16 protein-coding genes, 1 tRNA gene and 1 riboswitch are annotated in these 21370 nt (G+C 61.0%); of the genes, 8 read left to right on the top strand and 9 right to left on the bottom strand.

From position 1 onward, the window contains the following. Positions 1–89: 89 nt before the first annotated feature. Complete coding sequence (locus tag VF436_RS14235; protein ID WP_330904689.1) at positions 90–2747, top strand: M1 family metallopeptidase; 2658 nt, start codon at positions 90–92, stop codon at positions 2745–2747. Between the two features lie 106 nt (positions 2748–2853). Here VF436_RS14235 and VF436_RS14240 read toward each other — a convergent pair whose 3' ends face one another. The 3 genes from VF436_RS14240 to VF436_RS14250 all read right to left on the bottom strand — a co-directional run bounded on the left by VF436_RS14240 (position 2854) and on the right by VF436_RS14250 (position 7856). Continuing rightward, positions 2854–3852: a hypothetical protein gene (locus VF436_RS14240; protein ID WP_330904690.1), complete on the bottom strand. Its 999-nt coding sequence runs from the start codon at positions 3850–3852 to the stop codon at positions 2854–2856. 499 nt (positions 3853–4351) lie between these two features. Continuing rightward, positions 4352–7219, bottom strand: a complete 2868-nt coding sequence (gene gcvP / locus VF436_RS14245) for an aminomethyl-transferring glycine dehydrogenase (protein WP_330904691.1) — start codon at positions 7217–7219, stop codon at positions 4352–4354. A 42-nt stretch (positions 7220–7261) separates the two neighbouring features. Then, positions 7262–7357: riboswitch (glycine riboswitch) on the bottom strand. A gap of 414 nt (positions 7358–7771) precedes the next feature. Further along, positions 7772–7856: transfer RNA gene (locus tag VF436_RS14250), tRNA-Leu, on the bottom strand. Positions 7857–7992: 136 nt separating this feature from the next. Here VF436_RS14250 and rnr point away from each other — a divergent pair. The 6 genes from rnr to VF436_RS14280 all read left to right on the top strand — a co-directional run bounded on the left by rnr (position 7993) and on the right by VF436_RS14280 (position 13791). Further along, entirely contained in the window at positions 7993–10569 is a 2577-nt protein-coding gene (gene rnr / locus VF436_RS14255) for a ribonuclease R (protein WP_414649862.1), read from the top strand. Beyond that, on the top strand, positions 10566–11312 hold the full coding sequence (gene rlmB, locus VF436_RS14260; RefSeq protein ID WP_330904692.1) for a 23S rRNA (guanosine(2251)-2'-O)-methyltransferase RlmB: 747 nt from the start codon (positions 10566–10568) through the stop codon (positions 11310–11312). The genes rnr and rlmB overlap by 4 nt, the downstream gene beginning before the upstream one ends. Beyond that, entirely contained in the window at positions 11309–11599 is a 291-nt protein-coding gene (locus tag VF436_RS14265) for a CBU_0592 family membrane protein (RefSeq protein ID WP_330904693.1), read from the top strand. Before rlmB ends, VF436_RS14265 begins: the two co-directional genes overlap by 4 nt. A 146-nt stretch (positions 11600–11745) precedes the next feature. Further along, positions 11746–12063 carry a quaternary ammonium compound efflux SMR transporter SugE gene (gene sugE, locus VF436_RS14270; RefSeq protein ID WP_330904694.1) on the top strand — a complete coding sequence of 106 codons (318 nt, stop codon included), beginning with the start codon at positions 11746–11748 and terminating at the stop codon, positions 12061–12063. Positions 12064–12281: 218 nt separating this feature from the next. Continuing rightward, positions 12282–12854 carry a TetR/AcrR family transcriptional regulator gene (locus tag VF436_RS14275; RefSeq protein WP_330904695.1) on the top strand — a complete coding sequence of 191 codons (573 nt, stop codon included), beginning with the start codon at positions 12282–12284 and terminating at the stop codon, positions 12852–12854. 67 nt (positions 12855–12921) lie between these two features. Then, positions 12922–13791, top strand: coding sequence for an SDR family NAD(P)-dependent oxidoreductase (locus VF436_RS14280; protein WP_330904696.1), 870 nt, complete (start codon positions 12922–12924; stop codon positions 13789–13791). A 204-nt stretch (positions 13792–13995) separates the two neighbouring features. Here the strand turns inward: VF436_RS14280 and phoU are convergent, their stop codons facing one another. From phoU to rnt, 6 genes are all read right to left on the bottom strand, one after another. Then, the gene (gene phoU, locus VF436_RS14285) at positions 13996–14727 is read right to left on the bottom strand and encodes a phosphate signaling complex protein PhoU (protein WP_330904697.1); all 732 of its coding nucleotides are present in this window, start codon (positions 14725–14727) and stop codon (positions 13996–13998) included. Between the two features lie 28 nt (positions 14728–14755). Beyond that, positions 14756–15562: a phosphate ABC transporter ATP-binding protein PstB gene (gene pstB / locus VF436_RS14290; protein WP_330904698.1), complete on the bottom strand. Its 807-nt coding sequence runs from the start codon at positions 15560–15562 to the stop codon at positions 14756–14758. After that, on the bottom strand, positions 15555–16430 hold the full coding sequence (gene pstA / locus VF436_RS14295; protein WP_330904699.1) for a phosphate ABC transporter permease PstA: 876 nt from the start codon (positions 16428–16430) through the stop codon (positions 15555–15557). The genes pstB and pstA overlap by 8 nt, the downstream gene beginning before the upstream one ends. Further along, the gene (gene pstC / locus VF436_RS14300; protein ID WP_330904700.1) at positions 16430–17449 is read right to left on the bottom strand and encodes a phosphate ABC transporter permease subunit PstC; all 1020 of its coding nucleotides are present in this window, start codon (positions 17447–17449) and stop codon (positions 16430–16432) included. Before pstC ends, pstA begins: the two co-directional genes overlap by 1 nt. A gap of 182 nt (positions 17450–17631) precedes the next feature. After that, complete coding sequence (pstS, locus tag VF436_RS14305; RefSeq protein WP_330904739.1) at positions 17632–18642, bottom strand: phosphate ABC transporter substrate-binding protein PstS; 1011 nt, start codon at positions 18640–18642, stop codon at positions 17632–17634. Positions 18643–18877: 235 nt separating this feature from the next. Beyond that, positions 18878–19537: a ribonuclease T gene (gene rnt / locus VF436_RS14310; protein WP_330904701.1), complete on the bottom strand. Its 660-nt coding sequence runs from the start codon at positions 19535–19537 to the stop codon at positions 18878–18880. A 176-nt stretch (positions 19538–19713) separates the two neighbouring features. On the opposite strand from rnt, the gene VF436_RS14315 reads away from it, so the two are divergent. Beyond that, complete coding sequence (locus VF436_RS14315; RefSeq protein ID WP_330904702.1) at positions 19714–21318, top strand: hypothetical protein; 1605 nt, start codon at positions 19714–19716, stop codon at positions 21316–21318. The last annotated feature ends 52 nt before the right edge of the window (positions 21319–21370 follow it).

Raw genomic sequence — 21370 nt, forward strand, 5'->3', positions numbered from 1 at the left:
CCCAGCCAATGGCATATGGCCAGCCGCGATGAATCGGTCATGCTGGGACGTTTCGTGCCGTTCCGGCCATCTTCACCTCGAGGGTCATCATGCGTCTTAGCTATCTGGGTTCCGCGATTGTTCTTGCGCTGGCGGGGGCGCCCCTTCTTCCGGTCGTCGCGCAGCCAGCCGTGCCCGTCACGACCGATCAGGCCGTGACCCAGTTGCCGCGCGACCTGCGTCCGACCCATTACGATGTCGCGGTGACGCCGCATGCCCAGTCGATGACCTTTGACGGTAAGGTCATCGTGGACGTGGATGTCCTGAAGGCGACGAATGCCATCACGCTGAACGCAATCGACATGACGTTTTCGCAGGTGACCCTGACGTCGGCCGAGGGCAAGGTGCTGCCTGCGCCCAAGGTCAGCATTGATGCGCAGAATCAGACGGCAACCTTCACTTTTGCCAAGCCGGTCGCCACCGGTGCGTACAAGCTGGCGATGAGCTACTCGGGCAAGATCGGCACACAGGCCAATGGTCTTTTCGCGCTCGACTACGACACCAAAAGCGGCAAGAAGCGCGCGCTCTACACGCAGTTCGAGAATTCCGACGCGCGTCGATTCATTCCCTCCTGGGATGAGCCCAACTACAAGGCCACCTTCTCGTTGCATGCCACCATTCCCGCCGAGCAGATGGCGGTGAGCAACATGCCTGCGGCCAATAAGACGGACGCTGGCCACGGGCTGGTGACGGTGAACTTCCAGCAGTCGCCAAAAATGTCCACTTACCTTCTTTTCTTCGGCCTGGGCGATTTCGAGCGCACTACGGCCATGGCGGGTAACACCGAGGTAGGCGTGGTGACGCAGAAGGGCATGGCATCCCAGGCAGGCTTCGCGCTCGATTCGGCCAAGCAGATCCTGGCCGAATACAACGACTATTTCGGTACGCCCTATCCACTGCCCAAGCTAGACAACGTTGCCGCGCCAGGCAGCAGCCAGTTCTTCAGCGCCATGGAGAATTGGGGCGCGATCTTCACGTTCGAATATTCCATGTTGCTTGACCCGACTGTATCGACGCAGGCCGATAAACAGGGCGTATTCCTGGTCGAGGCTCATGAAATGGCGCACCAATGGTTTGGTGACCTGGTGACGATGCGCTGGTGGGACAACTTGTGGCTGAACGAGGGTTTCGCCTCCTGGATGGAAGGACGCACCACCGCCAAGCTGCACCCGGAATGGCATACCTCGCTTGATGCCGTGGGCGTGCGCGAGGCGGCGATGAATCGCGACGCCATTGCTACCACGCACCCGGTGGTGCAGCAGATCGATACGGTCGAGCAGGCCAGCCAGGCCTTTGATGCGATCACCTATTCCAAGGGCGAATCGGTCATCCGCATGCTCGAAGCGTACGTGGGACCAGACGTTTGGCGCGATGGCGTGCGCCGCTATATCAAGGCACATGCATACGGCAACACGGTGTCCGATGACTTGTGGCGTGAGGTCGAGGCTGTGTCGGGCGGCAAGCCGGTTACCCAGGTCGCTCACGATTTCACCTTGCAGCCGGGTATCCCGATGATCAAGGTTGAATCGGTGCAATGCAGCGCAGGCAAGACGACCTTGCAGTTGAGCCAGTCCGAGTTCACGCGTGATCGTCCAGGCAAGCAGTCTTTGTCCTGGCATGTGCCGGTGATAGCGCAGACGATCGGCGGCCAGCCGTCGCGCACGCTGGTCAGTGGCGGACATGCCACGCTCGAAGTGGCCGGTTGTGGTCCGGTGATCGTCAACGCGGGGCAGAGTGGCTACTACCGCACATTGTACGTTCGCGAGCAATTCGATGCGCTCAAGGGCAGCTTTGCCAAGCTCCAGCCGATCGACCAGCTCGGTGTGATGGACAATACCTGGGCATTGGGCATGGCTGGACAGCAGCCGGCATCGGACGTACTTGACCTGATCGCCGGTACATCGGTCGATGCCGTGCCGCAGGTATGGGAAGAGATCGCCAGCGACCTGTCTGGACTCGATGGCTACTACACCGGGGACACGACACGCCAGCAGGCTTTGCGCAAGTTTGCCATCGCCAAGCTTGCTCCGGAACTGAAGAAGATTGGCTGGGAGGCCCGCGCCGATGAAGCCGATCCGGTCAAGATTCTGCGTAACGACCTGATCGGCACCCTGGGCTCGTTAGGGGACGCGGCGGTGATCAAGGAAGCCAATCGTCGGTTTCAGGCCATGGACAAGGATCCGGCAGCCATGCCGGCGGCACTGCGTCGCACGATCCTGGGCGTGGTTGCACGCAATGCCGATGTGACGACGTGGGATCACCTGCACGCCATGGCGCAGGCCGAAAAAACACCTCTGGTGAAGGATCAGTTGTATGGTCTGCTGTCGATCGCCCGCGACAAGGTACTGGCTCAGCGCGCACTGGATCTGGCATTGACCGATGAGCCGGGTGCGACCAACAGCAGCGGCATGATCAGCGGTGTGTCCTTCAATCACCCGGAGATGGCTTTTGACTTTGCGGTGACACACAAGGATCAAGTGGACAAGAAGGTCGACTCGACTTCCACGGCGCGTTACTACCCTGCCTTGGCCAACCGTTCGCTGGACCCGGCCACTATCGACAAGGTCAAGGCGTTCTCGGACAAGTACATCGCTGCCAGTTCGCGTCGTGGCGCCGATACTGTGATTGCCAACATCCAGTACCGCATCCAGGTGCGCAACGAGCGCCTACCGGCCATCGACGCATGGTTGAAAAAGCACGGCGGTTGAGTCTTTACTCCTTTCTCGTCATGGAAAGGCTCCCTTGGTGGGAGCCTTTCTTTTTGCTTTGATGCGCGAGAAGCCGGCACGATACACCGTGCGGCTTCCTGGTCGATCAGTAGGACAGCGTCGCGGACGTTGCCGATGTCTGCATGCCGTAGTTGCACTGCGGGTTGATGCCTGAGGTATCCGAACCCTGCCAGGGTGGATTCGAGACGCGGTTGTTGTTGCGATCGTAGACCTGGATGTTGCTGAACGTGATAGGTCCACCAGGATACTGGTCGCAGGTCGCCACGCTGTAGACTTCCAGAACCCCGCCGAAAACCCAGTTCAGGTCGGCATAGGGGTTGGTAGTCAGCGAACTGGTCTGGCCGGTGGTGGTGTCGCGCGAATCGATATTCCAACTGGAGCAGGCCACGCCTGCGCCACAATTGGAATAGGTATCGCCGACAACGACGTCACCCGCGTTCGCCGAGATGGGGTCGCTATGGAACGTGGTGCCGTCTACGCAGCAATTCCAGCTCGCCAGTGTCCAGGCCTTGTCGCCATAGCCATTCCAGCCGAGTACCGGTTGCAGGATGGACTGCACATTGGGCAATTGCTCAAGGCCAGGGAAGAAATAGATCACCTGGTCGCCTCGATTGGACGGTTGCGAAGGCACGGTCCATGTGGCGACGATACGACCGATCGGCGTGGAGCTGCTGTAGTTGGCCGATTCCACCCAGCCACTCTGCTCTGGCGGTGGCGTCTTGCTGTTGAGCAGGGAGCGTTGGCCATTGGCTTCGATGCGGTCGCCTTGCAATGTGTAGTTGGGCTGCGTGCATTGTGCGGGTTTTTCCATCACACCCGTCACGCGCTTGATCATGCCGCTGGCCTGCAACTGATCGCCCTTGTGCAGGGTCACGACGCAGCTTGAGGAGAAATAGCCATTGGGTGTGACCACATAATCATCCGGTACACCCTGGGGTTTGCGTGCGGCGCTGAGTTGGCCGACTTTCGTCAATTGCATGCCGGCCGCCTGGGCAGTGGAAACACCTGCGAGGATGATGCCGATGAGGCACAGTACCGCTGCGACATAGCGTGCGATACGTCCTCCGATACAGAGCTTGATCATCACAACGACTCCTTACGACAAGGAAAGGAAAGTCGTCCCTGAAGCCTATCGGCGTCATCGCGCGATACGCTACCCCTGTTCGCTTCGTCGCCGGGCGACGAGCGGTTAATGTACAGGTGCGAATAAAATTTGTTTTGTGACGTGGTATTTCAATCGAGATAAAAAAGATGATTATTTATTTGTGTTGTTGGTTGTGTCTGCTTTTGTATCTGAAAATAAGTGGATAATTCTAATTGGATGTCTAAATGTCCGTGCGTGGAATCGTTTTCATCGTTTTGACGAAATGGTTTGCGTCAAGCTTACGGCTAGTTCCTTGAGCCTTATGTGCGGGTTTTGACCCAATGAGTCCTGCGGACGTTGCGCGGTTGTCGTTATGACTTCAGTTGTGAAGCTATCGAGCACGGCTATGCCATTGTATGCAGCGTGTTGTCCAGATGTGTTGGTTGGACGCTGTGCAAAAAAGCCCCGCCGAAGCGGGGCTCCATGGCAACCTGAAAGATCAGGCTTCGGCTTCTTCCTTATAGGCATCGATCGGGATGCAGGCGCACATCACGTTCTTGTCGCCATAGACGTTGTCCACGCGAGCCACTGGCGACCAGTACTTCTGCACCTTAAGGCTCGGCAGCGGAAATGCGGCCAGTTCGCGCGAATAGGCATGCGTCCACTCGCTGGCCGTCACCATGGTGGCGGTGTGTGGTGCATTGCGCAGCGGGTTGTCATCACGGTCCAGGTTGCCTTGTTCGACGGCACGGATTTCGTCGCGAATCTGGATCATTGCGTCGATGAAGCGATCCAGCTCATGCAGCGATTCGCTCTCGGTTGGCTCGACCATCAACGTACCGGCCACCGGGAAGCTCAGCGTGGGCGCATGGAAGCCGAAATCGATCAGTCGCTTGGCAACGTCCTCGGCACTGATGCCGGTGCTGTCTTTGATCGGGCGCAGGTCGAGGATGCATTCGTGGGCTACCAGGCCGTTACGCCCGGTATATAGCGTTTCAAAGTGCGCTTCCAGTCGCTTGGCAATGTAATTGGCGTTGAGCAAGGCTACCTGGGTGGCCTTGCGCAGACCTTCGGTGCCCATCAGCGTGATGTACATCCAGCTGATCGGCAGGATGCTGGCGCTGCCGAATGTAGCGGCGCTGACCATGCCGACGTCCCCTTCGCCACCCAGACTGCGCGGCAGGAACGGCGCCAGGTGCGACTTCACGGCGCAGGGACCCACACCGGGGCCGCCACCACCGTGCGGAATGCAGAAGGTCTTGTGCAGGTTGAGGTGCGAGACATCCGAGCCCCACTTGCCAGGCTTGGCCAGGCCAACCAGCGCGTTCATGTTGGCGCCGTCCGTATATACCTGACCGCCATGCTTGTGGACGATATCGCAGATGGCGACCACATCTTCCTCGAACACGCCGTGCGTGGAAGGGTAGGTGATCATCAGTGCGGCCAGGCGGTCGGAGTATTTCTCGGCCTTGGCGCGGATGTCGTCGAGATCGACGTTGCCGTTGCTGTCGCACTTGGTCACGACGACCGTCATGCCGCACATCTGTGCGGAGGCCGGGTTCGTGCCATGGGCGGACTCGGGGATCAGGCAGATATCGCGGTGGTCTTCACCGCGTGAGCGATGATAGGCACGGATTGCCAGCAAGCCGGCATACTCGCCCTGCGCGCCGGAGTTCGGTTGCAGGCTCACGGCGTCATAGCCGGTGCATTCGACCAGCATGGCTTCCAGTTCGTCGATCAACTGCTTGTAGCCCTGGGTCTGCTCGGCAGGGGCCAGCGGATGCACGTTGGCGAACTCGGGCCAGGTGACCGGGATCATCTCGGCGGTAGCGTTGAGCTTCATCGTGCACGAGCCCAACGGAATCATGGTGCGGTCCAGCGCCAGATCCTTGTCGGCCAGCGAGCGCAGGTAGCGCAATAGTTCGTGCTCGCTGTGATGTGTGTTGAACACCGGATGCTCGAGGAACGCACCCTGTCGGCGCAGAGCGGCGGGCAAGGCATCAGGCGTGGATGCATCGAGGGAGTCGATGTCCAGCGTGGCGCCGAAGATACCGGCCAGCGCGGTGAGGTCGTCGCGGGTGGTCGTTTCATCCAGGCTGATGCCGATGCTGCCAGCATCGATCGCCCGCAGGTTGATACCCGCGGCCCTGGCCTTGGTATGGATGGTCCCGGCGTCGATACCAACGATGTGCAGGGTGTCGAAGAAGTCCGGGCCCACCGTGATGCCCTGGTTGCGCAGCGCGGCGGCGAGGATCGCCGTCATGCGATGCACGCGCGTGGCAATGCGGCGCAGTCCATCGGGTCCGTGATAAACGGCGTACATGCTTGCCATGACCGCGAGCAGCACCTGCGCCGTGCAGATGTTGGACGTAGCCTTCTCGCGGCGGATGTGCTGTTCGCGTGTCTGCAAGGTCAGGCGGTAGGCCGGCTTGCCTTCGGTATCGATGGACACGCCGATCAGGCGGCCCGGCATCGAACGCTTGTAGGCGTCGCGGCAGGCCAGATAAGCGGCGTGAGGGCCGCCGAAACCGAACGGTACGCCAAAGCGCTGGCTGTTGCCGACCACGATATCGGCACCCCAGCTTCCCGGCGAGGCGATCAGTGTGAGAGCCAGCAGGTCGGTGGCTACGGCCACGAGCCCGCCGCGCGCATGCACGGCGTCCGTCAGCGCCTTGTAATCGCCGATCTGGCCGAACGTATTGGGGTATTGCAGTAGCGCACCAAAACTGTCGACATGGAGTGCTTCATCGTCGTCGCCGACATGAAGCTCGATGCCAACGCCGTCCGCGCGCGTGCGTAGCACCTCCAGCGTCTGCGGGTGCACGTGGCTGGAAACGAAGAATACGTTCGACTTGGACTTGGCCGAGCGCTTGGTCAGCGTCATGGCCTCGGCGGCGGCGGTGGCTTCATCCAGCAGCGAGGCATTGGAGATGTCCATGCCCGTGAGGTCGGCGACCATGGTCTGGAAGTTGATCAACGCTTCCATGCGGCCCTGGGAGATTTCTGCCTGGTATGGCGTATAGGCCGTGTACCAGGCCGGGTTCTCCAGAATGTTGCGCAGGATGACGTTGGGCGTCAGCGTACCGTGGTAGCCCTGGCCGATGAAGCTGCGGAACACCTGGTTCCTGTCGGCGATCTTGCGGATCTTGGCCAGCGCCTGTTCCTCGGTCACCGACTGGGGCAGGGCCAGTGGTGCGGGCGACTTGATCTTGCCCGGTACGATGGCATCGGTCATGGCTTCGAGCGAGTCGTAGCCGACCGTGCGCAGTATCTGTGCGATCTCGGTGTCGTTGGGGCCAATGTGGCGCTCGATGAACGCGCCGTGGTGCTCGAGCTCACGCAGGGAGGGAGTGGAGTTCTGGCTCATGGATTGAAGGGCATCCGAAGACAAGCGCACGTGCCGTGCGCGGGGCGCCCCTCTGTCCTTTTGCCTGAGAGTTTGGAAGCGCTGGCGCTTCGTGCCCCTTCGGCGCCGGATTGAACCGGTCTCTCCAGAGTTTCGCGCACGGTGGTATGGGAGCCTGAGCGATTACGGGCGTTGCGCCTTCGGCAGCGGGTTTCCCCGCTTCTCCCACCGCGAGCTTGCGAAGACTTGATTATAAGTCGTTCCGCCAGGGTTTGCAGGCCTGTCGACTCCGGTCTCACCGGCGTGGCGATCTCTGCTGTGGTCGGCCTCGGGGACGCTGGCAAGGGCGCCGAGAGTTCGATAGTGAGGGCGCGCGCCCGAAAACTTGCGTGGATCTTCAACGCAGCGAACTGCTTGCGTACATCGCGTGTTTAAGGAGGGGCGGTGGCGGCGTGCCCTCGCTGACGGCCCCTTGCGCATAAGGCGGCATGCGTCCCTGCGCCACATCAAGTCGCAAGAAAAGTGAATGCACGAAAAAACGAAGCCCGCATCGCTGCGGGCTTCGTTTACAATTGGTGCCCAGGAGAGGACTCGAACCTCCACGGTTTTACCCGCTAGTACCTGAAACTAGTGCGTCTACCAATTCCGCCACCTGGGCAGGTGTCACTTCGCCTTTCGGGCTGCGTGAGCCGCGTAGATTAGGTATTGACCTGGGTCTTGTCAACTATTCTTTTATTCTTTTTTCATCGCATGATTCTCTTCATTGAGGCCATGCCTCATCCCAAGGCGGATAAGTGACCAAAAAAACCAAGGAAAAGCGCTCGCGCACGGCCAAGCCTGCCAAGGCTTCGGCGCGTCCGGCGCCCATCAAGACCGAGGCAGGTAACGCCCGGTCATCGAAGTTGCCCAAGCTTCCCCAACTCCCGCAGCCCGAGGCAGGCATCGTCGATCCGCAGGCCGAACGTGAGGCCCAGCGCTACGAGCGCCCGATTCCCAGCCGCGAAGCCATCCTCGCCCTGCTGGATGAGCGCGGCCAGTTGCTGGCCGAGGCGGCCATCGCCGCAGCGCTGCAACTGGATGACGAATACTCGCTGCATGCATTGCGCAAGCGCTTGAATGCGATGGTGCGCGACGGGCAGCTGTTGCTCGGCCGTCGCGGCGCATATGCGCCGGCGCGCAAGCTGGATCTTATCCCTGGTGTGGTGATTGCCAATGCCGAGGGTTACGGTTTCCTGCGACCTGACGAAGGAGGGGACGATCTTTATCTGTCTCCGCACCAGATGCGCCAGGTGCTGCATGGCGACCGCGTGCTGGCCAGCGTGGTCGGCCTGGATCGACGCGGGCGCCGCCAGGGCGCTATCGTCGAGGTGTTGCAGCGTCGCTCACCGCGCCTGGTCGGGCGCGTGATGATAGAGAACGGGGTCACCATGGTGACCCCTGATGATCGTCGCCTGCATCAGGACATCATCATTCCGCCAGGTAAGGAGCAGGGTGCCCATTCCGGGCAGATCGTGGTGGTGGAAATCACCGATCCACCGACGGCTTTCCGGGCCCCGCTGGGTGCGATCCGCACGGTGCTCGGTGAACGACTGCAACCCTCATTGCTGGTAGAGATGGCCATTGCCAGTCACGACCTGCCCAGCGAGTGGCCCGCCGAGGTGCTCCGCGACGCAGCGGAGGTCGAGCCGCAGGTGACCGCGGCCGAGCGCGAGGGGCGCGTGGACCTGCGTGACTTGCCGCTGGTGACCATCGACGGGGCGGATGCGAAGGATTTCGACGATGCCGTGTATGCCGAGCCCAAGCGCGGTGGTGGTTTTCGCCTGGTCGTGGCGATCGCGGACGTATCGCATTACGTGCGCGTAGGCAGTGCGCTGGACAAGGAAGCCTATGAGCGCAGCACCTCGACCTATTTCCCCGGCTTCGTGGTGCCGATGCTGCCGGAGACCCTTTCCAATGGCATCTGTTCGCTCAACCCCAAAGTCGAGCGGCTTTGCATGGTGTGCGACATGCACGTCAACAAGGATGGCGAGGTCACGCGGTCGAAGTTCTACAACGCCGTCATGCTCTCGCACGCACGCCTGACCTACGACAAGGTCTGGCAGGCCGTGGGCTTGAAAGATGCCCAGGCACGCGACGAAGTGGCCGACGTGCTGCCGCAGCTTGAAAACCTGCACGCGCTGTACAAGGCGATGGCCGCGCAGCGCAAGCAGCGTGGCGCGATCGACTTCGAAACGCCGGAAGTGAAATTCCGCCTCGACCAGACCGGGGAAGTGATGTCGATGGGCGCGACCGAGCGCAACGACGCACACAAGCTGATCGAGGAGTGCATGATCGCGGCCAACGTGCAGGCGGCGTTGTTCCTGCAACGCAAGAAGATTCCCGCGTTGTTTCGCGCGCATGAGCCGCCGCCGGTAGAGAAATACGAGGATCTCCAACAGTTCCTGCGCGAGTTCAAGTTGCGCATGCCGCCGGTCGAGCAGGTCACGCCGGCTGATTTCTCGGCGGTACTAGCCAAGGTGAGGGATCGCCCCGAGCGTGAGTTGGTGCAATCGGTGTTGTTGCGCGCGCAGAGCATGGCGGCCTACCAGCCGGACAATCGAGGACATTTTGGCCTGGCGCTGGAGGCTTATGCGCATTTCACCTCGCCGATCCGCCGTTACCCGGATCTGCTGGTTCATCGCGCGATCCGTTATGCGATTGGCAAGGGCAAGCCCAGCGCCTACCATTATTCGCCGAGCGACATGGCAGCCATGGCCGTCCATTGCTCCCAGCGCGAGCGTCGTGCCGAAGAGGCCGAGCGCGACGTCGACGAGCGCTTCAAGTGTGCGTGGATGTCCAAGCATGTGGGCAGTGAGTTCGACGGCACGGTAACTGGCGTGACGTCATTCGGCCTGTTCGTTGAACTGGAAGAGTCGAAGGTCTCTGGCCTGGTACACATCAGCCAGCTTTCCAATGATTACTACCATTTCGATCCGATTCGCCATTTGCTCAAGGGCGAGCGCAGCGGTTCGCAGTTCCGCCTGGGTGATCATGTGCGAGTGCAGGTGCTGCGTGCCAGCCTGGAAGATCGCAAGATCGATTTCCGCCTTGTGCCGCAGCATGCCGCTTCGAGCGATGCGCCGCCCGGTATGCCGCGGCGTGCCTATGACTACGCTGCGGCGGGCGAACGCTACTCCTTGCCCAAGGGGCGCGGTGTTGCTCCCACGCAAGCCATGGCGCGCGATAATGGCGGCGTGTCCGCGCCCAAGAAGGGCGGCAAGAGCGCCAAGCCCAAGAAGGACGACGTCAAACGTGCGGCCAAAGCCCGCAAGTCAGCAACAAGCAAGCCTAAGACCGCCAAGCGGTCGGGCAAACCCAAAGGCAAGCGATGAGCGATAGTTGGATCGCCGGGATTAACCCGGTGGATGGCGCATTGAACAATGACGCCGAACGTGTGCGCGAAGTGCTGGTCGAAATCGGCCAGCGCAATCCGCGTGTACAGGAACTGGCCGAGCGTGCGCGCGGCTTGAAGATTGCCGTGCATCAGCGTCCGCGTGAGCAACTGGATCGATTGGCCGGCGAGGCGCGCCACCAGGGTGTGATCGCGCGCTACGAGGCCCCTCCGACGGCCAGCGAGTCCGATCTGCCTGACCTGCTCGCCAAGGCTGGCAGCGAAGCGTTGGTGCTGGTGCTCGATGGCGTGACCGATCCGCACAACCTCGGTGCATGCCTGCGCAGTGCCGCCGCCGCCCGAGTGACCGCGGTGATCGTGCCCAAGGATCGCGCCGTAGGCCTGACTCCGGTCGTGCGGCGCGCGTCGGCTGGCGGCGCCGACCGCGTTCCATTGATCGCGGCAACTAATCTTGCGCGCGTGCTGCGCGTGCTCAAGGATGCTGGCGTGTGGATCACTGGCCTGGCCGGCGACACCGAGACATCGATCTATGGCATCGACCTGAAAGGCCCCGTGGCGCTGGTAATGGGGAGCGAAGGCGAGGGCATGCGCCGCCTGACGCGCGAGACATGCGACTTTGTCGCGCGCATCCCCATGCCTGGCAGCATGGAAAGTCTCAACGTGTCGGTAGCCACTGGCATCGTATTGTTCGAGGCGCTGCGTCAACGAGGAGGATTGGCATGAGCAACGTTCTGTGGCACGACTGGGCCGGTTACATCGGCGTTGTATTGGTGCTGCTGGCGTATTTGCTGTTGCAGATGCGCGTGCTGCATGGCACGGGCCTGGTCTATCAAGTGATCAATGCGCTCGGTGCCGGTGGTGTGATCATTTCGCTGATGTTCGGCAGCTTCAATACCTCGGCTTTCCTCATGGAACTGGCGTGGGTGCTCATCAGCGTATTCGGCATCGTGCGTGGCGTGCGAGTCAGGCGCCAGGCCCGGGCGGCGGGACACAAGACGCAAGCCTGGTAATCGATCGGGGCGACACCATGCCGCATCCAGCACGTGTCGCCCTGGCCTAGAATGACGACAGGTCGCGCACGCGGCCTCCCTCGGGGACGACCCCATGGTGTTTTCATTTCGCGGGGACGGCCCTGTATGCAAGAGGGTTTGCCGTCATGTCGTGGATTGTCCTGGTCATCGCCGCCCTGTTCGAAGTGGTTTGGGCGATCGGCCTGAAATACTCTGAGGGTTTCTCCCGCCCATGGCCGACCGTTGGCACCATCGGTGCCATGGTCATCAGCGTGATCTTGCTCGCGGTGGCGAGCAGGCAATTGCCGATTGGTACGGCGTATGCGGTGTGGACGGGTATCGGTGCGGTCGGTGCCGTCATCGCGGGCATCGTGCTGTTCAAGGACCCGGCCACACCGATGCGGCTGGCCTGTGTGGGCCTGGTACTGGCAGGCATCGTCGGCCTGAAGCTGACCAGCCCCTGATGAAGCTGGGGATTGCAGATGGGGGATATGTCGTGGAGGCGCAAGCTCGTGCGAGCGATGAGTTCCCCTTTTGTGGCAGCACGTTCGTCGACTGGAAGCGCCCCGGGCCGTGGCGGGGTGCTCCGTTACCCATCCGCCGCCCCGGACTCCCCCGCAAGACCTTGAAAGCAGAGCTGGCTGTCACTACTCTATGAGCAAGTGCTTACTCATTTAATCCCATGGCCCGTCCACTCAGCGAGGAAAAACGCGAATCCCTGCTGGCTGCTGCCGCTGAACTGGTAGCGACCGTGGGTACGGCTGCGCCGACTGTTCGGATCGCCAAGGCCGCGGGCGTTTCCGAGGGCACGCTCTTCACCTATTTCGCTAGCAAGGACGAACTGCTCAACCAGCTTTTCTTGAGCATCGAAGAAGACCTGGCCAGGGTTCTGACGGATGGTTATCCGGCCCAGGCCGATGCCCGTGAGCGCAGCTGGCACGTATGGAGCCGGCTGATCGACTGGGGCGCGGCTCATCCGCACAAGCTGCGCGCCATGCGCCAGCTCAAGGCATCGGACAGGGTATCGGACGAGAGTCGTCAATGCGGCGATTCGCTATTTCGTCCGATCCGCAAGCTGCAGGACAAGGACCTCGCCAGTCATATGGCCGGTGGGCAGGGTATCCGATATGCGTACGCCGTGTTGAATGCGCTCGCCGACACGACGCTGGATTTCATCGCCGCGCATCCACGCAAGCACGAGCACTACAAGCGTTCGGGCTTCGAGATTTTCTGGACCGGGATCGCCCGTACTTGATAGGGCGTTTTTTTTGGGTTTATTTAAATGAGTAAGTACATGCTCATTAAAAACGAGGACTCGCATCATGAGTAAGACTTGGTTGATCACAGGCAGTGCGCGCGGCCTGGGCCGCTTTATCGTCGAAGCGGCGCTGGCTGCTGGTGACAACGTATTGGCGACCGCGCGCGATCCAGGTCGCCTTGACGATCTGAAGGCGGTGCATGGCGATCGCCTGGCCAGCTTCATGCTGGATGTGACCGACATGATGGCGGCACAGGCGGCGGTTGAGGCGGCCGTTGCCGCGTTTGGACGGCTGGACGTGCTGGTCAATAACGCCGGCTTTGGCCATCTGGCCCCGTTCGAACAGGCCAGCGAAGTAGACTTTCGATCGCAGATCGATACCAACTTCTACGGCGTGGTGAATTTGAGCCGCGCGGCATTGCCGGTGATGCGCAGGCAGCGTGCCGGTCACATCATCCAGTTGTCATCGGTAGGTGGGCGCATGGGCACGCCCGGCATGAGTGCCTACCAGGCCGCCAAATGGGCCGTGGGCGGATTCACCGAAGTGCTGGCCAAAGAGACGGCAGGCTTTGGTGTGAAGGTCGTTGCCGTCGAGCCCGGTGGCATGCGCACGGATTGGGGCTATAACGCACGTGGCAATGCCCCCGAACTGCTCCCGGAATACCAGGCCAGCGTAGGAGCGATCCAGCAACTGCTGCAACACTATGTGGGTCATGAGATCGGTGACCCAGCCAAGGTTGCACAGGTCATTGTCGACCTGACGCGCCGGGAATCCGTGCCTACGCACCTGCTGCTAGGCAGCGATGCCCAGCACGTGTTCAATCAGGCCGACGCAGTACGTCGCCAGGAGGCCGAAGCCTGGGCCGATGTCACCCGCTCGACGGATTTCGACGGCACGGACCTGTCGATCCTGGCGAGATTGCGGGTGGATTGATTGCTGTATGAACAGGGCAAGGTGTGATCGATACCTCGCCACCTTTCCGGCTACAAGTTGGAGCCAAGGCTGTGGCTCGTCGCTGGTCAATACTCGGGAAGACCCAAGCGCCGGAATCCGGGCCATGTCGCTCCATCAAGGCAGCGTCAATCAGATTCCGGCCTGCATCGGGACGACGGATGGGATGAATTTTCGAAGCTCCCCTCAGTCGCGATCGCCCAGTTTGGTCATTTCCGGATTCGAGGTGAAATCCTTCTTGGCACGCTGGGCCGTCAGCGGTTCGCCATGCACCTGGAACCATACGTTCTCGGCGATGTTGGTGGCATGGTCACCGATGCGCTCGATGTTCTTGGCCATGAACAGCAGGTGCGTGCAGGGCGTGATGTTGCGCGGATCTTCCATCATGTACGTCAGCAATTGACGGAAGTAGCCGGTATAGGCTTCGTCCAGCGTCGCATCGTCCTTCCACACCTGATAGGCGCGTTCGGCATCGCGATCACGGTAGGCCAGCAAGACTTCGCGCACTTCGGCTGCCGCCAGCTCGGCCAAGTAGGCCAGGCCGGTGGTCGGCGCAATCGGCGCGACCAGCGAAAGCGGGATCGAGCGCTTGGCGACGTTGGCGGCGTAGTCACCGATGCGTTCGATATCGGCCGCAATGCGCAGCGCGGCGAATACGTTGCGCAAGTCGCCGGCGATGGGTGCACGCAAAGCGAGCAGGCGCACCACGTCGTGGCTGATTTCCTGTTCGAGCAGGTCGATGGCGTCGTCGTTGTTGACCACGGCCTGGGCGGCGCGTTCGTCACGACGCTCGATGACGTCGATGGCCGATTCGAGCTGACTGGCAGCCAGTTCGCCCATGCGCACGATTTCACCGGTCAGGCGTGTCAGTTCGTCGTCGTAGCTTTTGATGATGTGTTCTTTGCTGCTACCGCTCATGATGTGATCTCGTCAGGACAGGGGCGCATCAACCGAACCGGCCGGTGATGTAGTCTTCAGTCTGCTTCTTGCTCGGCTTGGTGAAGATCTTTTCGGTTCGGTCGAATTCGATCAGCTCACCCAGGTACATGAAGGCGGTCAGGTCCGAGCAGCGTGCAGCCTGCTGCATGTTATGCGTCACGATGACGATGGTGTACTCGTTCTTGAGTTCCTCCACCAGTTGCTCGATGCGGCCGGTGGCGATCGGATCGAGCGCCGAGGTGGGCTCGTCCAATAGCAATACTTCCGGTTTCAGTGCGATACCGCGGGCGATGCACAGGCGCTGCTGCTGGCCGCCGGACAGGCCTAACGCATTCTGCTTGAGCTTGTCCTTGACTTCGTCCCACAGCGCGGCACTACGCAGGGCCTGCTCGACGCGGATTTCCATGTCGGCACGCGAAAGCTTCTCGTGGTGGCGGATGCCATAGGCGACGTTCTCGAAGATGGTCATCGGGAACGGCACCGGCTTCTGGAAGACCATGCCCACCTTGCTACGCAGGCGATTCATGGAATAGCGAGGATCAAGGATGTTCTCGTTGTCCAGGATGATCTCGCCCTTGGCTTCCAGCTTCGGATAGATGGCGTAGATGCGGTTGAAAATACGCAATAGTGTGGATTTGCCGCAACCGGATGGTCCGATGATTGCGGTGACCTTCTTCTCTGGAATCTCCATGTTGATGCCCTTGAGCGCATGGAAACCCTGGTAGTAGAAATGCAGGTCCTTGACGGCGATCTTGGTCGGCGCCGTTGGGGTCGACGCTTGCGGTTGGATGCCGGCGGCGGCGGGCTCAGTCATGGGACACCTTGTTGCGGGAAAGGACCAGACGGGATGCAAGGCTCAGCAGCAGCACGAACATGGTGACCACGAACGCACCGGCCCAGGCGATGGCATGCATCGTCTCCCCCGGATCATTGGCGTACTGGTAGATCACCTGCGGCAGGCTGGACATCTTGTCCATCGGGTTGGCGGTCATGTAGTTGTTGCCGAATGCGGTGAACAGCAGCGGTGCCGTTTCGCCACTGATGCGCGCCAATGCCAGCAGGACGCCGGTGATGATGCCCGAACGGGCTGCGCGAATCAGGATGTTGACGGTGAGCTTCCACTGCGGCACACCCAGCGACAGCGCGGCTTCGCGAAGCGTGGACGGAACCAGGCGCAGCATCTCGTCGGTGGTGCGCACGATCACTGGCAGCGCGATCAGGGCGAGCGCGACGCCGCCGGCCAAGCCCGAGAACGTGGTCGAACCGCTGGTGATTGCCGTGGTCGGCAGCACCACGATGGTGTAGACGAACAGTCCCAGCACGATCGAGGGTGCCGACAGAAGGATGTCGTTGAGGAAGCGGATCGTTTCGCCCAGCTTGGTGCGGTTGGCGTATTCGGCCAGCCAGGTGCCAGCCATCACCCCGATCGGCGTGGCGATCGCGATACCGATGAAGTTGATGATCAAGCTGCCCACCATGGCATTGAGCAGGCCGCCATCCTCGCCGTAGGCGGTGATCTTGGTGAAGAGCTTGAAGTTCAGCGCGCCGATGCCCTGGCGCAAGGTTTCCCACAGGATCCAGGCCAGAAACACCAGGCCGATCAGTGTGGCCAGGGTACTGAGGCTGAGTGCCACCACGTTCTTGATGCGGCGGCTCAGGTAAAGTGACTGGTTGCCGGCCATCAGCGGCCCTCCTTGTGGGCGAGGCGGCGCAGCATCATGCGTGCGATCAGAAGCACGATGAAGGTCACCACGAACAGCAGGAATGCCAGCGCCATCAGGCTGGACTTTTGCAGACCGGCCGCTTCGCTGAACTGGTTGGCAATGGTCGATGCGATCGAGGCGCCAGGGTCGAGCAGGGAGGGCGAGAATTGCATGGCGTTGCCGAGCACGAAGGTCACCGCCATTGTTTCGCCCAGCGCGCGGCCCAGACCGAGGAAAATGCCGCCGATCACCGCCGAGCGTGTATAGGGCAGCACGATGTCCCATGACACCTCCCAGGTGCTCGAGCCCAGTGCATAAGCCGACTCTTTCAGGCGGGTCGGCACGGTCTGGAAAACCTCGCGCATCACTGAGGAGATGAACGGGATGATCATGATGGCCAGCACGATGCCGGCCGTCAGCACGCTGGCGCCGAATGGATAATCGCTGCCGAACAGCTTGCCCAGGAACGTATGGCTGGCAACCCAGCTCGGATGGCCATCGTCGGGCTTGTCGCCCAGGTAATTGGCCAACCAGGGCTTGATGTGGTCGGCGAAGAAGGGCGCGAAAATGAAAAGGCCCCACATGCCGTAGATGATCGATGGAATGCCCGCCAGCAGCTCGATGGCCGAGGCGACCGGCGTGCGGAGCCATGGCGGCGCGACTTCCGACAGGTACAGCGCAATGCCGAAACTCACCGGTACGGCGATGAGCAATGCGATCAACGAGGTCATGATGGTGCCGTAGACCGGTACCAGTGCGCCGTAAGTATCCGAGCTGGGATCCCATTCGGTGCTGACCAGGAAATGCCAGCCAAAGGTGCCGAAGGCGTGTCGGCCACCCCAGAGCGTGGCGCCGGCAGCACCTAACAGCGCGGCCAACACGAGCAAGGCGCAGATCATCAGCAATGCGCCGAACAGGCTGTCATTGCGTGCGTCGCGAACGGCGCGCTCGGTAGGTGGAGCAATCACGGGAGCGGCCTTGCTCTGTTCGGCTTGCATGAGATGGGGATCCCTCAATGCTTCTTTGTTCTTAAGGCTTGTAACGATCCAGGCGACTTACGGCACCTGGGTGGAGGGGCGCGTATCCATGGCCTCTTTCAACGACAGGCCGCCCGATCCTTATGAGGGAGGGGCGGCCGCGTTGCTTGCCGCCGGACATCCCGTCCGGCGGCGAAGAATACTTACTTGAAGTCCGAGGACCAGTAGGCCTCGATCTTCTTGACCAGGGTATCGGGCAGTGCCACGTAGTCGAGCGAAGCGGCTTCCTGCTGGCCGTTTTCCAGCGACCACTTGAAGAAGTCGAAAGCGATCTTGGTGTGTTCGGCGTTCTTGGGCTTCTTGTACATCACCACCCAGGTGGTGGCGGTGATCGGCCAGGCTTCGGCGCCCGGGGCGTTGGTCATGATCACATTGAAGTCCTTGGCCGAACCCCAGTCCGCGGTCGCGGCGGCGGCAGCAAAGGCTTTGGCATTCGGCGCGATGAATTGGCCGGCCGAGTTCTTCATGTTTACCCAGGTGATCTTGTTCTTGACCGCATAGGCGTACTCGACATAGCCGATCGAACCCTTGATCTGCTTGACGTACTGCGACACGCCTTCGTTGCCCTTGCCACCCACGCCGGTCGGCCAGTCGACGGCGGTGCCGAACTTGACCTTGCTGGCCCAGTCGGTGCTGACCTTGGACAGGTAGTTGGTGAAGTTGAACGAGGTGCCCGAACCGTCCGAACGATGCACGACAGTGATTTTGCCGTCGGGGATCTTCACGCCAGCATTCAGCGCGGCGATCTTCGGATCGTTCCAGTTGGTGATCTTGCCGAGGAAGATGTCGGCCAGGGTGGGGCCATCGAGCTTGATCTGGCCGGCTTCGACGCCAGCGACGTTGACGACGGGCACGATGCCGCCGACCACGACCGGGAACTGGCCCAGGCCGAACTGCTGCAGATCCTCGGCCTTGAGCGGGGCGTCGGTCGCGCCGAAATCGATCGTGCCTTCCTTGATCTGCGCTACACCGGCGCCGGAGCCGACGGATTGGTAGTTAAGCTTGTTACCGGTCTTCTCGGCGTAAGTGGCGGACCACTTCGACAGCACAGGGTAGACGAAGCTCGAGCCGGCACCGGTGATATCGGTGGCCTGAGCCGTCATGCCGAACATCGAGGTGGCGGCGAACGCAACGGCGGCACCGATGCGGGTCATGGATGAAGTAGTCAACACGGTCGCTCCTGGTATGAGAAGGCAACGGGGGATTCCCGCCCGCCCTCTATTTCATGCGGGCTGTGTTGCAATGAAATGAGTTGAATGTTTCATCTTTATGACAAGTCGAGCAAGACTGTCATTTTTCCTTGTGAAATCGGCACATGGCCCATGACCACGGACAGGCCGACAAAGGGAAAAAGCACCGATTCGCAATATGTTGCGAATCGGATGCCCGTCATAGCACGTCCAGCCCGATGTGCTCGCGCTCGAACAGCTCCAGTCGGCGCCAGCGATTGACGATGGTGCAGAACAGCTCCGCCGTGCGCTCGGCGTCATAAATGGCCGAATGCGCTTCGCGCGCATCGAAGGGATGGCCTGACGCCTGCACGGCCTTGCTCAGTACCGTCTGGCCGTAAGCCAAGCCGCTCAGGGTCACCGTGTCGAAAGTGCTGAAGGGATGAAACGGATTGCGCTTGTGCCCTGTGCGTTCCACTGCTGCGTTCAGGAAGCCCAGGTCGAAGGAAGCGTTGTGTCCGACCAGGATCGCGCGCAGGCAGTCGTGCTCGCGTAGTGACTCACGCACTGTTTTAAAAATGTGATCCAGTGCCGCGCGCTCGTTCATGGCGCCGCGCAAGGGGTTGTCCGGGTCGATGCCGGTGATCTCCAGCGAGCGCGGATCGATGTTGGCGCCCGGAAAGGGTTCCACATGGGCGAACACGGCCGGATGAGGATGGATGAAACCCTCCTGGTCCATGCCCAGGGTGACCGCGGCGATCTCCAGCAACGCATCGCGCTGGTCATCGAACCCCCCGGTTTCCACGTCCACGATCACCGGCAGAAAGCCACGAAAGCGGTCGCTCAGGCGGTTAGCCATGCTGTTGTTGGTTATCTCCATCGGCCAAGCATATCAGCCGTCGTGGTGGTTACGGTGTCTTGGATCTGTCACATCAACTGCATTTAACCGTAAACACCTAACTTCATCCTAACGCATGTTCGAAAACCTGGACGGCCATACACATACGACGACGGCGGCCGTCCAGTCAGGGCTTTCTCACCATAGGGGTACACTCCATGCGTTCCAAGTTGCTCGCGGTGGCCATTGCTGCCGGTTTGGGCGTTACCAGTTTCCACGTCTGCGCGGACCCGGCACCAGCGCCGGCCAAGAAGACCCACACCACCAGCCAGAGCTCTGATGCGGCCTCCAAGAACGCCGAAATCGAGGCGCTCAAGGCCCAACTGCAGGCGCTGCAGGAAAAGGTGTCGGAGCTGGAGCAGCGCACTGACGCGCAGTCGGACATCAACGTAGCCAACGGCCAGAACATCGAAGCGGTGCAGAAGCAGCAGGCTGCGACCGAGGCTCAGGTGAAGAAGTCTTCCGACAAGCTGGCCTACAAGGGCGTGAACATCACGCTGGGTGGCTTCCTGGCAGCCGAAACGATCTATCGCTCGCATAACGAAGGCGCGGATATCGCATCGAGCTACAACGCCATCCCGTACAAGAATTCCGTCGCCGGGCATGCCGCCGAAACGCGCTTCAGCGCCCGCCAGAGCCGCGTCTCGCTGCTCGCCCAGGGTGACGTGAGTCCGGATACGCATGTTGCCGGTTACATCGAGGCCGACTTCATCGGTGGTGCCCAGACCGCGAACTCGAACGAGAGCAACTCGTTTAACCCGCGCGAGCGCAACGTCTACATGACTATCGACTGGGACAATCCGGGCCTGCACCTGCTGGCCGGCCAGAACTGGTCGCTGTTGACGCTCAACAGCAAGGGCATCACTCCCCGCACTGAACTGACACCGCCGCAGATCGATGCCCAGTACCTGCCGGGCTTCACCTGGGCTCGCCAGACGCAGATCCGCCTGGTCAAGGATTTCGACAAGACCTGGTGGCTCGGTATCTCGCTGGAAAATCCGCAGACCACGTTCGGCGTGAGCCCGAATCAGTCCAAGGCGCCGGTGCAGCCGGTTTACAACATCGCTGCAGGTTCGGGCTTCGATGCGGCCAATACGCTCTCGCTCAACCACATTCCGGATGTGGTGGTGAAGCTGGCCGCCGACCCGGGTTACGGCCACTATGAAATCTTCGGCATCGGCCGCGCGTTCTACAACCGCTACGCCACGCCCGGCCAGGGCACAAGCAACCATAACGTGTATGGCGGTGGTTACGGTATCGGGGTGATCCTGCCATTGGTCGAAAAGGTGCTGGACTTCCAGTTCTCGGGCATGCAGGGTCGAGGCATTGGCCGCTATGGCAGCGCGCAGTTGCCTGACGTGACGTTCCGTCCCAATGGCTCGATCGCGCCGATCAAGGAAAACATGCTGCTGGCGGGACTGACGCTGCATGCCACGCCGGATTGGGATATCTATGCCTTTGGCGGTCGTGAGCGCGAAGACAAGGAAGCATTCGACTACAACGGCGTTCCGCTCGGTATCGGCAACCCGCTGTACAACAACGCCGGCTGCAACACCGAGGGTGGCAGCTGCGTAGGCAACACCAAGGAAATCTGGCAGGGCACGATGGGCTTCTGGTGGAAGTTCTACCAGGGCAAGTTCGGCAAGGCGCAGTTTGGTGCGCAGTATTCGCACACCGAGCGCGAAGCGTTCGAAGGCGTGGGTGGCGCTCCGAAAGCCAAGGAAGACATGTTCTTCACCAGCTTCCGCTACTATCCGTTCTGATTTACCGAATATCGGAAGGGAGTTCGACCCAGGGATGGAAAAACGGCGGGCT

It is taken from the genome of Dyella sp., assembly GCF_036384435.1.
Taxonomy (GTDB): Bacteria; Pseudomonadota; Gammaproteobacteria; order Xanthomonadales; family Rhodanobacteraceae; genus GSA-30.

Coding starts and splice junctions, on each gene's coding strand:
- VF436_RS14280 (WP_330904696.1), top strand. CDS start 12,922: ATGAGTAAGACTTGGTTGATCACAGGCAGTGCGCGCGGCCTGGGCCGC.
- VF436_RS14315 (WP_330904702.1), top strand. CDS start 19,714: ATGCGTTCCAAGTTGCTCGCGGTGGCCATTGCTGCCGGTTTGGGCGTT.
- VF436_RS14235 (WP_330904689.1), top strand. CDS start 90: ATGCGTCTTAGCTATCTGGGTTCCGCGATTGTTCTTGCGCTGGCGGGG.
- pstA (WP_330904699.1), bottom strand. CDS start 16,430: ATGGCCGGCAACCAGTCACTTTACCTGAGCCGCCGCATCAAGAACGTG.
- rnt (WP_330904701.1), bottom strand. CDS start 19,537: ATGGAGATAACCAACAACAGCATGGCTAACCGCCTGAGCGACCGCTTT.
- pstC (WP_330904700.1), bottom strand. CDS start 17,449: ATGCAAGCCGAACAGAGCAAGGCCGCTCCCGTGATTGCTCCACCTACC.
- pstB (WP_330904698.1), bottom strand. CDS start 15,562: ATGACTGAGCCCGCCGCCGCCGGCATCCAACCGCAAGCGTCGACCCCA.
- VF436_RS14275 (WP_330904695.1), top strand. CDS start 12,282: ATGGCCCGTCCACTCAGCGAGGAAAAACGCGAATCCCTGCTGGCTGCT.
- VF436_RS14265 (WP_330904693.1), top strand. CDS start 11,309: ATGAGCAACGTTCTGTGGCACGACTGGGCCGGTTACATCGGCGTTGTA.
- rlmB (WP_330904692.1), top strand. CDS start 10,566: ATGAGCGATAGTTGGATCGCCGGGATTAACCCGGTGGATGGCGCATTG.
- VF436_RS14240 (WP_330904690.1), bottom strand. CDS start 3,852: ATGATCAAGCTCTGTATCGGAGGACGTATCGCACGCTATGTCGCAGCG.
- phoU (WP_330904697.1), bottom strand. CDS start 14,727: ATGAGCGGTAGCAGCAAAGAACACATCATCAAAAGCTACGACGACGAA.
- pstS (WP_330904739.1), bottom strand. CDS start 18,642: ATGACCCGCATCGGTGCCGCCGTTGCGTTCGCCGCCACCTCGATGTTC.
- sugE (WP_330904694.1), top strand. CDS start 11,746: ATGTCGTGGATTGTCCTGGTCATCGCCGCCCTGTTCGAAGTGGTTTGG.
- gcvP (WP_330904691.1), bottom strand. CDS start 7,219: ATGAGCCAGAACTCCACTCCCTCCCTGCGTGAGCTCGAGCACCACGGC.